This is a genomic window from Erythrobacter fulvus (assembly GCF_028595285.1).
GTDB classification, from domain to species: domain Bacteria; phylum Pseudomonadota; class Alphaproteobacteria; order Sphingomonadales; family Sphingomonadaceae; genus Erythrobacter; species Erythrobacter fulvus.
On the sequence record NZ_JAQQXQ010000013.1, the window covers coordinates 57,685 to 70,332 of the forward strand.

Annotated in this window: 9 protein-coding genes and 1 pseudogene; 8 read left to right on the forward strand and 2 right to left on the reverse strand. The window is 65.9% G+C overall.

Features of this window, described 5'->3' with window-relative positions:
* Positions 1 to 6: 6 nt before the first annotated feature.
* Positions 7 to 1,680: a M28 family metallopeptidase gene (locus OIK40_RS14060; RefSeq protein ID WP_510167391.1), complete on the reverse strand. Its 1,674-nt coding sequence runs from the start codon at positions 1,678 to 1,680 to the stop codon at positions 7 to 9.
* 181 nt (positions 1,681 to 1,861) lie between these two features.
* On the opposite strand from OIK40_RS14060, the gene glnE reads away from it, so the two are divergent.
* From glnE to OIK40_RS14100, 8 genes are all read left to right on the forward strand, one after another.
* On the forward strand, positions 1,862 to 4,618 hold the full coding sequence (gene glnE, locus OIK40_RS14065; protein ID WP_273678989.1) for a bifunctional [glutamate--ammonia ligase]-adenylyl-L-tyrosine phosphorylase/[glutamate--ammonia-ligase] adenylyltransferase: 2,757 nt from the start codon (positions 1,862 to 1,864) through the stop codon (positions 4,616 to 4,618).
* Positions 4,615 to 5,088, forward strand: coding sequence for a peroxiredoxin (locus tag OIK40_RS14070; RefSeq protein ID WP_273678990.1), 474 nt, complete (start codon positions 4,615 to 4,617; stop codon positions 5,086 to 5,088). The genes glnE and OIK40_RS14070 overlap by 4 nt, the downstream gene beginning before the upstream one ends.
* Positions 5,089 to 5,110: 22 nt before the next feature.
* On the forward strand, positions 5,111 to 5,902 hold the full coding sequence (locus OIK40_RS14075) for a ferritin-like domain-containing protein (protein ID WP_273678991.1): 792 nt from the start codon (positions 5,111 to 5,113) through the stop codon (positions 5,900 to 5,902).
* A gap of 94 nt (positions 5,903 to 5,996) precedes the next feature.
* Positions 5,997 to 6,731 (forward strand): M23 family metallopeptidase, encoded by a 735-nt coding sequence (locus OIK40_RS14080; RefSeq protein WP_273678992.1) that lies wholly within the window; start codon positions 5,997 to 5,999, stop codon positions 6,729 to 6,731.
* A 215-nt stretch (positions 6,732 to 6,946) separates the two neighbouring features.
* A complete protein-coding gene (locus tag OIK40_RS14085) occupies positions 6,947 to 8,488 on the forward strand; it encodes an acyl-CoA synthetase (protein WP_273678997.1) in 1,542 nt (513 codons plus the stop codon).
* Positions 8,485 to 9,789, forward strand: coding sequence for a cytochrome P450 (locus OIK40_RS14090; RefSeq protein ID WP_273678993.1), 1,305 nt, complete (start codon positions 8,485 to 8,487; stop codon positions 9,787 to 9,789). Before OIK40_RS14085 ends, OIK40_RS14090 begins: the two co-directional genes overlap by 4 nt.
* A gap of 114 nt (positions 9,790 to 9,903) precedes the next feature.
* Entirely contained in the window at positions 9,904 to 10,533 is a 630-nt protein-coding gene (locus tag OIK40_RS14095; RefSeq protein WP_273678994.1) for an OB-fold-containig protein, read from the forward strand.
* 27 nt (positions 10,534 to 10,560) lie between these two features.
* Positions 10,561 to 12,339: a flotillin family protein gene (locus tag OIK40_RS14100; protein ID WP_374211819.1), complete on the forward strand. Its 1,779-nt coding sequence runs from the start codon at positions 10,561 to 10,563 to the stop codon at positions 12,337 to 12,339.
* A gap of 38 nt (positions 12,340 to 12,377) precedes the next feature.
* On the opposite strand, the pseudogene OIK40_RS14105 reads toward OIK40_RS14100, so the two are convergent.
* Positions 12,378 to 12,648 (reverse strand): annotated as a pseudogene (locus OIK40_RS14105) (UTP--glucose-1-phosphate uridylyltransferase); the annotation flags it as partial.

The window sequence follows — 12,648 nt, forward strand, 5'->3', positions numbered from 1 at the left end:
GCGCGCTCAGCAGCCGCCGTCGGACGCGGCGCAGGCCTCGTCACGGATGCCGCGGAATTCGTCGCCGTCGTTCCAGTTGGGCCAGCTCGTGCTCTCCGCCATCATCCGGCCGATGCGATAGAACAGCTGAAGGTCAGCCATCACGCCCGACCAGTTCCAGCTCTCGTCGAATTCATCCTTGGGGCCGTGGTAGCGGTTTTCGGTGTAGTCGGCGGCGATCTTCGCCCCCGCTTCGCGCCCGCCTTCGACCAGGTCCTCGCCGCCGTCGATATAGAGCATCGGCACGCCGCGCTTGGCGAAGGCGAAGTGGTCCGAACGGTAGTAATAGCCCGCCTCCGGCTTGGGGTTCGGGGTCGCCACGCGCCCGTCAGCCTTGAGCGCGACATCAAGGAACCGGTCAAGCTGCGACTTGCCCGGGCCGACCACGGTCACATCCTTGGCCGGGCCGGACATCTGGAAGGCATCCATGTTGATGCCGCCCACCGTCTTGTCGAGCGGATAGACCGGGTTCGAAGCGTAATAGGTCGCGCCGAGCAGGCCGGATTCCTCCGCCGTCACGGCGAGGAACACGAGGCTGCGGCGCGCCGGGCCGGCCTTGGCATGGGCTTCGGCCAGCGCCACCAGCGCCGCGGTGCCGGTGGCATTGTCGACCGCGCCGTTGCAGATGTCGTCGCCATCAGGCGCCGGGGTGCAGCGCCCGAGGTGATCCCAGTGCGCGGTGTGGATCACATATTCGTCCGGCGCTTCGCTGCCCGGCAGGATGCCGATGATGTTGTGCGACTTGAAGCTGCGGATATCGCTTTCGAAGCTGGTCGATGCGGTCATGCCCAGCGGCACCGGCTTGAAGCCTTTCTGCTGCGCCGCCTTGGTCAGCGCGTCGAGATCCTGCCCGGCGGCCTTGAAGATTGCGCGCGCGACGTCCTGCTGCACCCAGCCGTTCATCTGCGTCATCGGCGGGGGATTGTCGCCATATTGCGGATAGGCCTGCGCACCCGTCCACGAGCTTTCGACCACATTCCACCCATACGCCGCCGGCTCGGTCTGGTGGATGATCAGCGCGCCCGCCGCGCCCTGCCGTCCGGCCTCCTCGAACTTGTAGGTCCAGCGCCCGTAATAAGTCATGGCCTTGCCGTTGAACGGCCCTTCGAGCGCTTCGGTCTGCCAGTCGGGATCATTGACGAGGATCACCACCGTCTTGCCCTTGACGTCGAGGCCTGCGTAATCGTTCCAGCCCTTTTCCGGCGCGTTGATGCCGTAGCCGACGAATACAAGTTCGCTGTTGGCGATCTGGGTCTTAGCTTCCTCGCGATAGGTCACGCCGACCCATTCGCTGGCGAAATCGAACACCAGATCGGTGTCGCCATCGGTGATGGTGAGCGGTGCGTAATTCTTGCCGGTGATCTCCACCAGCGGGACTTCCTGTACCCAGCTATCGCCATTGCCGGGCTGGAGACCGGCCGCCTTGAACCGTTCGGTCAGCAGCGCGATGGTCTTTTCCTCGCCCACGGTGCCGGGCATGCGACCTTCGAATTCGTCGCTGGAAAGGATGCGGGTGACATCCTTCATGGTCGCTTCGGAGATGTCCCCGGCGGCAACCTCGGGAATGTCGAGCGACGTCTCGCCGCCGCCCATGCCGGGCAGTGCATCGCACGCCGCCAGCGCCAGCGCGCCTGCCAGCATCACGCCCAAGCCTGCAAACCTCTTCATCATGGCGATCATCCCTTGCCGTATCTGTCGGTCAATTCGCGCGCCTCAATTGCAGAGCGGGCGGCAGGGCGCAAGCGCGCCCTCATGCAGCTTAGCGACAGGGCAACCAGACACCCCTTGCGGGCACGGCGATCGGCCGCCAGACAGGCGGGCGATGGGAGAGAACCTGCAACCCGACTGGGGCAGCGCCCTGCGGCGCGCCCGCGATCACGCGCCGTTTCTGGCGCGTGCGCTCGATCGCCAACCGGAACTGGCGGCGCTGCTGTCGAAAGGGGACGGCGAGGCGGCGCTGCAATGGGCACGGGCACAGGGCGAACATGCCGATGCGGAAGTTGCCCTGCGGCGCGAGCGGCTGGCGCTGGCGACGGCTGTCGCTGTGGGGGATCTGGCGGGTGCCTTCCCGTTAACGCGGGTCGTGCACGAACTCACCGCCTTCGCCGACCGGGCGCTCGACCGTGCGATCCGCACCGCGATTGCCGAACGCACGGGCGAGGAATCCACCGCCGGTTTCATCGCGCTGGCGCTGGGAAAGCAGGGCGCGGGCGAGCTCAATTACTCGTCCGACATCGATCCGATCTTCCTTTACGATCGCACCCGCCTGCCGCGTCGTTCCAGCGACGATCCGGGCGAGGCGGCACAGCGCTATGCCCGGCGGATCGTGGCGCTGCTATCGGCCAATACCGATGAAGGCTATGCGCTGCGGGTCGATCTGCGGCTGCGCCCCGCGAGCGAGATCAGCCCGCTCGCCGTGCCCGTCGGCACCGCGCTGACGCATTACCAGGGGCAGGCGCTGGCGTGGGAGCGCGCCGCCTTCACCCGCGCCCGCGCAGCGGCGGGAGATATTGCCGCGGGCGAGGATTTCCTCGCCACGATCCGGCCCTTCGTGTGGCGCAGCCAGCTCGATTTCGGCGCGATCGAGGAAATCCGCGCGCTGACCCTGCGCATCCGCGAAAGCCACGAGGGCCCGCCCGCACCCGGCCCCGGCTTCGATCTGAAACGCGGGCGCGGCGGCATCCGCGAGATCGAATTCTACGCTCAGACCCACCAGCTGATCCATGGCGGGCGCGATCTGTCGCTCAGGGTGCGCGGCACACGCGCGGCGCTTGATGCACTGGCCGCAGCGGGCTGGATCAGTGCGGAAAACGCTGCGGTGCTGGGTGAAGGCTATGACCGGCTGCGCGCGCTCGAACACCGCTTGCAGATGGTGAACGACCGGCAGACCCACAGCCTGCCCGAAGCCGCGGCGCTCGATAATGTCGCGCGGCTCGACGGACTGGCGGATGGGGCGGCATTGGTGGAGGAGCTGACGCAGCTCACCAACCGCACCGCGCGCATTTATGAAGAACTGATCGGCGCCCCCGAAGCCGCCCCCGCGCCGGTGGCGCAGGCCAGCGATCTTGCCCATCAACTGGCCGAACTGGGCTTCGAAGAGCCCGAGACGCTGGCCGAACGAATCGAGGGCTGGCGCGACGGACGCCATGCCGCGATCCGTTCGCCGCAGGCCGTGGCGGCGTGGGACCGGCTGTGCCCGGCATTGATGAAGGCTATGGCGGCAAGCGACGATCCGCCGCGCGCGATCACCCGGTTCGAACGCATCCTCGAAAGCGTGCCTTCGGCAATCACCACCTTCCGCCTGCTCGCCGCACGCCCGCACCTGATCGACCGGCTGGTGGCCGCGCTGACGCTTGCACCGGTTCTGGCCGATGAGCTGGCACGCAAGCCCGAACTGCTCGACACCCTGCTCGATCGCCATGCGCTCGATCTGCCGGGCGAGGTTCCGGCGATTGCGGCGCGGATGCGCGGGGCGGCGGTGCGCGACGATTACGAGGCCCTGCTCGACGCGATCCGCGTCATCACCGGCGAGATCCGCTTCGCGCTCGGCATCCAGCTGATCGAAGGGCTGGCCGATCCGCTCGCAATCGCCCGCGCGCTGTCGCGCACGGCAGAGGCTGCGCTCGATCTGGCGGCGCAGGCGACGGTGGAGGAATTCGCCGCCAAGCACGGGCGCGTGCCGGATAGCGAACTGGTGGTGCTGGGTCTGGGGCGACTCGGCGGCGGCGCGCTGACCCATGCTTCGGATCTCGACATCGTCTACCTCTTCACCGGCAATTTTTCCGCGCAATCCGATGGCCCACGCCCGCTGGGAGCGACGGTCTATTACAACCGCCTCGCCAGCCGGGTCAGCGCGGCACTGTCGGTGCCGACCGCGCAGGGAGCGCTCTACGAGGTCGACACGCGCCTCAGGCCGCAGGGCAACCAGGGGCCGCTGGCGGTAAGCTGCGAGGCCTTCGGCAAATACCAGCGCGAGGCGGCGTGGACGTGGGAACACATGGCGCTGGCCCGCGCACGGGTGCTGTTCGGCTCCTCGCGTGCGCGCCGCGAACTGGAAGCGGTGCTGGCAGAAGTGCTCCACGCACCGCGCGGACAAGCGGAGCTGCGCAAGGCGGTGCTGGAAATGCGGGCCGAGATGGCGAAGCACAAGCACCCCGGCGGCATGCTTGACGCCAAGCTGTCGCGCGGCGGCTTGGTCGATATCGAATTCCTCGTCCACTATCTGCAACTGGGCGGCGCGGCGGCGGATGGCTCCGCGCTGGCCGATACTGCCCCTGCCGCGCTCGATCCCGATCTCGAAATCGCGATCGGCGGGTTGGTGGAGGCGGGGCTGCTGCCTGCCGATGTCGCCGCGCCCCATGCGCTGATGACGCGGATGCTGGTGGCAGGACGCCTGCTGGCCCCCGACGGGCGCGAGCCTCCGCCGGGCGGTGCGCGGGCGCTGGCACGGGCCTGCGGATACGCAAGCTATGCCGATCTCTTGCAAGCCTTCGGCGAAGCACGGCAAAGGGTCGCCGACATCTGGAAACAAATTCTGGGCACGGACATTCAGACAAGCGAACAGGAGACAACGAAATGAGCAACTTTCCCGGCGTGGGCGACGCCATTCCCGATATCGCGATGGAAACCCCCGAAGGCGGCAAGGTGAAGCCCTCCGACTTCGCCGGGCACAAGCTGGTGATCTTCTTCTATCCCAAGGACGACACCCCCGGCTGCACCACCGAGAACAAGGATTTCTCCGCGCTCAAGGATGCATTCGAGGCGGCGGGCACGAAGCTGCTGGGCGTCAGCAAGGACCCGGCCAAGAAGCATCAGAAGTTCATCGCCAAGCACGGCCTCACCGCGCCGCTGGCCAGCGATCCGGAGGAAGGCGGGCTGTCCGATGCGCTCGGCGTGTGGGCGGAAAAGCAGATGTACGGGAAGACCTACATGGGCATGGTGCGCTCCACCTATCTGATCGGGCCTGACGGCAAGATCGCGCAGGTGTGGGACAAGGTGAAGGTCAAAGGCCACGCCGAGGAAGTCCTCGCGGCGGCCCAGGCCCTCTGATCACGCCTCTTTGACGCGAACCATGCAAAGCGTTGCTGCAGCGATCCGTGCCGCGCTGCTGACCCCCGAACCGCGCGCCAAGTGCTTCGCCACCCGCGATGTCGCGCGGGCGTGGCGCAGGGGTGCGCTGGCATGGCGGTTTGACGTCACCATGCCGGACCGGCCGGCATGGCCCGACGCGCCCGAATTGCTACCGCCGAACCGGATGCCCAAGCGCGGAAAGTTCGGATCGGAACGCGCGCGCATCGCGCTGTGGCACAGCCTCGCGCATATCGAATTCGTCGCGATCGATCTGGCGCTCGACATGGCCGGGCGATTCGGGGAGCAGATGGGCGAGGAATTCGTCGACGATTTCCTGTCGGTCGCGGCGGACGAGGCAATGCATTTCGCGTTGCTGGCGCGGAAGCTCGAATCGCTCGGCAGCTTCTATGGGGCGCTGCCCGCCCACGCGGGCCTGTGGGAAGCGGCAGAGGCCACCAGCCACGATGTCGCGGCGCGGCTCGCGGTGGTGCCGATGGTGCTGGAGGCACGCGGTCTCGACGTCACGCCGTCAACACTGGAACGGGTTCAGGCGGCCGGGGACGCGGGCGGAGCAAAAATTCTCGCACGGATCCTTGACGACGAAATCGCGCATGTCGGATTCGGCACCAAACACTTTTTGCGATGCGCCGAACGGATCGGCGCCAACCCCGAATCCCTTTGGCAGAGCCTCGTAAAACAGCACTTTCGCGGGGCGATTAAGCCGCCGTTCAACGACTCGGCGCGTCTTGCAGCCGGATTGTCGCACAGTTTCTACGCAGAGATTGCGCATTAACGACTCGCCAGCATAACCACGATCCAACGAAAGCGTGCACAAGACGCGCTTCATCATCGAACGGCAAAAGCCGTAATCGGGGACCGGGTCAGATATGAATTTTGCCGTGCGCCAGATGTCGAAGCTCGCCGCCCTGTGCTGCGCAGCGATGCTTTCGATGGCCGCCACCGCCCCTGCCTTTGCGAACACCGCGAACTCCGCGACTGCCAGCGCCGACATCGTCGAGCCGGTGCGCGAAAACCAAGTCGATCCGCTGGCCGGCGGCGACCAGCGTTTTAAATCGCTGTTCGCCAGCTGGACCGCAATCGAACGCACCAGCCCGACCGCGGGCGCCGGTGCCGAAACCGCTTATTCCGCCCCCTTCGCGCAGCCGACCGTTTCGGTACCGTCGCGCATGCCGCTTGAAGGTTCGCAGCTGACCAGCGGCTACGGGATGCGCACCCACCCGGTGCTGGGCGGCCGCCGCAAGCATACCGGCATCGATCTCGCCGCGCCGACCGGAACCCCGGTCTATGCCACCGCCGATGGCATTATCGGCCGCGCCGACTGGTATTCGAGCTATGGCCTGTTCATCAGCATCGATCACGGCGCGTCGATGGAAACCCGTTATGCCCACTTGTCGCGACTCGCCGTCGCCGCGGGCGACAACATCAAGAAGGGCGATCTGATCGGCTATGTCGGATCGACCGGCCGCTCCACCGGCCCGCACCTCCATTACGAAGTTCGCATTGACGGGCTTGCAGTCAATCCGATTCCGTATATGGTGGAGAGCGAGGCACAGCTCGCCTTCGCCCGGGACAGCGCATTGACCGGCCAAGGCGGCGAGTGAATTGAAGAGATTGCCCGCTGTAAGCGGGCCGGACATTGGAGAGGGTGTCCGAACATGGCGGCGGGTTATCCCGCCGCCTTTTTTCTTGTCCGCCGCACGTGAACCGCCGCCGTTTCAGTAGCAATTCCCATACCGATTTTGCTTGCGGGGCGGCGCGCCTCGCGTAATTTCCTCTCCAAGCCGCACTAGCGGCAAGGGAGAGAGAACACATGTCGATGCATCCGATCGCGCACGCCGCGACCCGCCCCGATCATCCCGCCGTCATCATGACCGGATCGGGCAAGCAGATCACCTATGGCGAGATGGAAGCCGAATCGAACCGCTTCGCGCATCTGCTGCGCGCGCGCGGCATCGGCGCGGGCGATGCCTTTGCGGTGCTGCTGGAAAACCGCATCGAATATTTCACTCTGATCTGGGGTTCGCAGCGCGCCGGCACGATGCTGGTGCCCATCTCCTCGCGCCTGACCGCGCCCGAGGCCGCCTACATCATCCGCGATGCCGAGGCGAAGCTGCTGATCACCAGCGGTTATTTCGCCGCGATGCTCGGCGATATCCGCGCCGAATGCCCGGGGCTTGAAGTGCTGGTGATGGATTCGGGCGATGCGGAGGATTTCGCCGCCGCGCTCGCTGCCCAGCCGGCCACGCCGATCCCTGATCAGAGCGCGGGTATGGTGATGCTCTATTCATCCGGCACCACCGGCCGCCCCAAGGGTATCCGTCCGGCCCCGCCCGAAGACCCCGATCCGCAAGCTACCGTGCCGTTGGTCGGCCTCGCAGTGATGGGTGCAGGAATGCCGGCCGACGGTTCAATGGTCTATCTCTCCCCCGCTCCGCTCTACCATGCCGCGCCGATCGGCTGGTGTTCGGTTGTCCACCGCCTCGGCGGAACCGTGGTGATGATGGAAAAGTTCGATCCCGAAGAGGCGCTGAAGGCGATCGAGAAATATAAGGTCACCGACAGTCAGTGGGTGCCGACCCACTTCGTGCGCTTCCTCAAACTCGATCCGGCGATCCGCACCCGCTACGACTTGTCCAGCCACCAGCGCGCGCTCCACGCCGCCGCGCCCTGCCCGGTGCCGATCAAGCAGGAAATGATCGAATGGTGGGGCGAAATCGTGAACGAATACTACGCGGGCAGCGAGTCCATCGGGATGACGCTGATCCGCTCGGCGGACTGGCTCACTCACCCGGGCAGCGTCGGCAAGGCGATCTACGGCACACTCCACATCTGCGGGCCGGATGGCGAGGAGTTGGAACCGGAGCAGGACGGGCTGATCTATTTCGAGAACGCGATCCTGCCGACTTATCACAACGATCCCGACAAGACCCGCGAGGCGATGCACCCCAAGGGCTGGATGACGCTTGGCGATATCGGCCACCTCGACAAGGACGGCTTCCTCTACCTCACCGACCGCAAGAGCCACATGATCATCAGCGGCGGGGTCAACATCTACCCGCAGGAGATCGAGAACCTGCTTGTCACCCATGAGAAGGTGATGGACGCGGCAGTGATCGGCGCGCCCTGCCCTGATCTGGGCGAAAAGGTCGTCGCGGTGGTGCAGCCCCGCGACATGGCCGATGCCGGGCCGGCACTGGAGGCCGAATTGCGCGAATTCCTTGCGCCGAGCCTCTCCAAGATCAAGATGCCCAAGCTGTTCGACTTCCGCCCCGATCTCCCGCGCGAAGCCAACGGCAAGCTTTACAAGCGCGAGCTGCGCGACGAGTTCGCCGCCAGGGCAAAGGAAGCCGCCGAGTGAACCGCGGCGAGAACGGGGAGGCCGTCCTTCCCGGCGACATCGCCCGCCGGGTGATCGATCCGCATGCCTATGCGCAGTGGGACGGGCTGCTCGACACCTTCGACGCCATCCGCGCCGAAACGCCGGTGGTGAAGGTGCAGCCTGACACGCCGGGCCTGTTCGATCCGTTCTGGCTCGTCACCCGCTATGACGATGTGATGCGGATATCGAAGGACAACGCCACCTTCCTCAATAACCCGCGTCCGGTGGTGTTCAGCTTCAACCAGGCGATCGAATTCAGCCGCGCGGCGACGGGGTCGAACATGCTGGTCGATTCGCTGGTGGTGTTCGACGCGCCGATCCACCCGAAATATCGCAAGCTGACGCAGGAATGGTTCATGCCGCGCAATCTTGCGCAGCTGGAAGGCGAGCTGCGCGCGCTGGCGGCGCGAACGGTCGACAACATGATTGCGGCGGGCCCGGAAGTCGATTTCGTGAAGCTTGTCTCCGGCCCCTACCCCTTGCGCGTCGTCATGCAGATCCTTGGCGTGCCGCCCGAGGACGAGTTCCGGATGCAGATGCTCACCCAGCAGCTGTTCGGCGGGCAGGACAAGGACCTGTCGGGCAGCGGCATGGAGAACATGACCCCCGAACAGGTGGTGCAGATCGTCGCAGGCGCAGTGAAGACCTTCGAGGATTACTTCGCACAGATTGCCGAGGATCGCCGCCGCAACCCCACCAACGATGTCGCCAGCGTGATCGCCAACGCGCTGGTAGACGGCAAGCCGCTGCCGCCGCGCGACATGGCGGGTTACTACATCATCGTCGCCACTGCGGGGCACGACACCACCAGCGCCAGCACTGCAGGCGCGATGCAGGCGCTGGCGCGCGACCCCGAACAATTTGCCCGCGTGCGCACTGATCGTTCGCTGCTGCCCGGCATCGTCGAGGAAGCGATCCGCTGGACCAGCCCGGTGCAGCACTTCATGCGCACCGCCGCCGAGGACGTCGAAATCGGCGGCCAGCAGGTGAGGAAGGGTGACTGGCTGATGATCAACTATGTCGCCGCCAATCACGACCCCGCGCAGTTTCCCGACCCGCGCAGTTTCGACGCCGCCCGCTCGCCCAACCGGCATCTCGCCTTCGGGGCAGGGGCGCACCAGTGCCTCGGCCTGCATTTGGCGCGGCTGGAAATGCGCATCCTGTTCGAGGCGCTGCTCGACCGGGTCGCGGCGGTCGAACCGGCGGGTAGCGCGAGCCGCGCCAGCAGCACTTTCGTGGGCGGATTGAAGACGCTGCCACTGCGAATTACGCCTGCCTGATATTGCAGCGCAAAACGGCTTCACGCGTCCGATTCTGCTAGGGTTTTAGACCCGTTTGCCCTAGCCTTGCGTCATGGGATTCCTTCTTCGCCTTGATTGCGCGGAGTTGACGGCATGAGCTTGCTCGAGCCGCACAACCTGCCGTTCCTGATCGCCTTTGGCGCGCTTGCAGTGATCGCCTTGCTGCAGGTTACCGGCGTGTCCGAAGCAATCGAGGGCGTGGGCGAGTTCGATTCGCCCGACGGACTCGAGATGGGCGGGTTCGGCGAGGCGCTGACCACCTTGCTAGGGCTGGGCCGGGTGCCGCTGCTGATCTGGCTGGCGGCGCTGCTGTTCGTCTTTGCGGTTGTGGGCGTGGCCGGGCAGTCGCTGCTGACGAGCCTGCTCGGGGCGCCGCTGTCTGCCGGATGGGCCGCGCTGGCCGCAGGAGCTGCGGCGCTGCCGCTCAACAGCCTGGCGATGCGCCCGCTCGCCGCAGTCATGCCGAAGGATGAAACCACAGCGATCACGCTGGACGATCTGGTGCGGCGCGATGCCGAAATCCAGATCGGCACCGCGCGCGCCGGCAGCCCCGCGCGGGCCAAGGTGATCGACGTCCACGGGCAGGTGCATTTCGTGATGGTCGAACCGCACAACGGGGACGCCACCTTCAACGCAGGCGACACCGTCCTGCTCGTCCGCCGCGAAGGGCAGACCTTCTACGGCGTGCATTATGAAAGCCCGCTGCTCGGGCTGGTCAATTAAAGGGGAACGCACATGGTTTTGACGACAATGGGGGCCCTGGTCACCACGGGCGACGCAAGCTCGACCGCGGATCTGATCACCTATGCGGCGGTGGGCGGCGGCGGCCTGCTGTTCTTCGTTCTCGTCTTCGCGTTCCTGATCCGGCTCTACCGCCGCGCCTCGAAGGAAACCGCCTTTGTGCGCACCGGCATGGGCGGGGAGAAGGTGGTGATGAACGGCGGGGCGCTCGTCTTCCCGGTGTTCCACGAGACGATGCCGGTCAACATGAACACGCTGGTGCTGTCGGTGGTGCGCAAGGACAGCGAGGCGCTGATCACGCTCGACCGGCTTCGGATCGACGTGAAGGCCGAATTCTACGTCCGCGTCCGCCCCGATGCCGAAGCGATTGCGATGGCGGCACAGACGCTGGGCCAGCGCACCATGCAGCCTGAACTGCTCAAGGATCTGGTCGAAGGCAAGTTCGTCGACGCGCTGCGCTCGGTCGCGGCGGGGATGACGATGAACGAGCTGCACGAACAGCGCGCCGACTTCGTGCAGAAGGTGCAGCAGGTCAGCTCCAACGATCTGGCGATGAACGGTCTGGAGCTGGAGTCGGTCTCGCTGACCGGGCTCGACCAGACCAGCATCGAACACTTCAACGCCAACAACGCCTTCGACGCGGAAGGCCTGACCAAGCTCACCGAGCAGATCGAGGCGCGCAAAAAACTGCGCAACGATATCGAGCAGGACACCCGCGTGCAGATGGAGAGCAAGAACCTCGAGGCGGACAAGAAGAGCTTCGAGATCGCGCGCGATCAGGAATACGCGCGGCTCGAACAGGAGCGCGAGGTCGAGGTGCGGCGCGCCGCGCAAACATCCGAAATCGCCCGCGAACAGGCCGAGCGCCAGCGCGAGGCCGATGCCGCGCGGATCGAGGCCAAGAAGCAGGTTGATGCCCAGCAGATCGAGGCCGACCGTTTGGTCGAGGAAGCCCGCATCGATCAGCAGCGTGCGCTCGAAATCGCCCGGCAGGAACAGCAGATCGCGGTGCAGAACAAGAGCCGCGAGGAAAGCCAGGCCAAGGCCGAGGCCGATGATGCCCGCGCCAAGGCGGTCGAGGCCGAGGAACGCGTCGCCACCGCGCGCGAAAGCGAGATCGCCGAGCGTCAGAAGAAGATCGAACTGATCGAGGCTGCCAAGCAGGCCGAACGCGATGCCATCGCGGTCAAGGTGCAGGCCGAAGCGGAAAAGGACGCGGCCACCAACCGCGCCCAGGCGATCAAGTTCGAAGCCCAGGGCGAGGCCGAAGCGGAAAAACTGCGTGCCGAAGCCGCGCGGGTGCGTTTCGAGGTCGAAGCCGCGGGCCAGCGCGCGATCAACGAAGCCGCCAACATCCTGTCGATGGAGCAGATCAGCCTGCAGACCAAGATGGCGCTGCTCAAGGTGCTGCCCGAAGTCATCCGCGAGAGCGCCAAGCCGATGGAAGCGATCGATTCGATCAAGATCGTACAGGTCGACGGCCTTACCAATGGCGGGCGTGCAGCGAACGACGGCAATGGTTCGGGCGGCGGTTCAGGCGGTGCGGGTTCGGGCAACCTCGCCAGCGACGCGGTGTCAGCGGCGCTCGCCTATCGCGCGCAGGCACCGGTGCTCGACGGGCTGATGAAGGAGTTGGGGCTCGACGGGTCCTCGCTTTCGGGCCTGGCCAAGGGAGCAGCCGAAGAGATCGAAACCACCCCGTCGGCGCCCGCCAAGCCGAAGGAAAAGCCCGCCATCGCGCAGGACAATGACGGCGAGGGCGTCACCAGCAACGAAGCGGCGGAGTAATCCGGGCGCGGGGCGGCGGAAACGCTGCCCCCGCCAGCCTATTTCAGTAGATCGAGCGCAATCGCCCGCACATCCGCGCCCATGTCGGGCCGTGACAGGGCAATCGCCAGCGTCGCCTCGACGAAGCCGACCTTGCTGCCGCAGTCATAACGCGCGCCGTCAAAGGTCACTGCGTGGAACGGCTGGGTGCCGATCATCTTGGCCATTGCGTCGGTCAGCTGGATTTCACCGCCCGCGCCCTTGCCCTGGTTTTCCAGCACCCGCATCACTTCGGGCTGGAGGATGTAGCGGCCCGAGACGATCTTGTTA

What these genes read in the sequence shown, in the direction of transcription:
- OIK40_RS14085 (WP_273678997.1), top strand. Translation starts at nt 6,947, where the DNA reads ATGCATCCGATCGCGCACGCCGCGACCCGCCCCGATCATCCCGCCGTC.
- OIK40_RS14100 (WP_374211819.1), top strand. Translation starts at nt 10,561, where the DNA reads ATGGGGGCCCTGGTCACCACGGGCGACGCAAGCTCGACCGCGGATCTG.
- OIK40_RS14060 (WP_510167391.1), bottom strand. Translation starts at nt 1,680, where the DNA reads ATGCTGGCAGGCGCGCTGGCGCTGGCGGCGTGCGATGCACTGCCCGGC.
- OIK40_RS14095 (WP_273678994.1), top strand. Translation starts at nt 9,904, where the DNA reads ATGAGCTTGCTCGAGCCGCACAACCTGCCGTTCCTGATCGCCTTTGGC.
- OIK40_RS14070 (WP_273678990.1), top strand. Translation starts at nt 4,615, where the DNA reads ATGAGCAACTTTCCCGGCGTGGGCGACGCCATTCCCGATATCGCGATG.
- OIK40_RS14080 (WP_273678992.1), top strand. Translation starts at nt 5,997, where the DNA reads ATGAATTTTGCCGTGCGCCAGATGTCGAAGCTCGCCGCCCTGTGCTGC.
- glnE (WP_273678989.1), top strand. Translation starts at nt 1,862, where the DNA reads ATGGGAGAGAACCTGCAACCCGACTGGGGCAGCGCCCTGCGGCGCGCC.
- OIK40_RS14075 (WP_273678991.1), top strand. Translation starts at nt 5,111, where the DNA reads ATGCAAAGCGTTGCTGCAGCGATCCGTGCCGCGCTGCTGACCCCCGAA.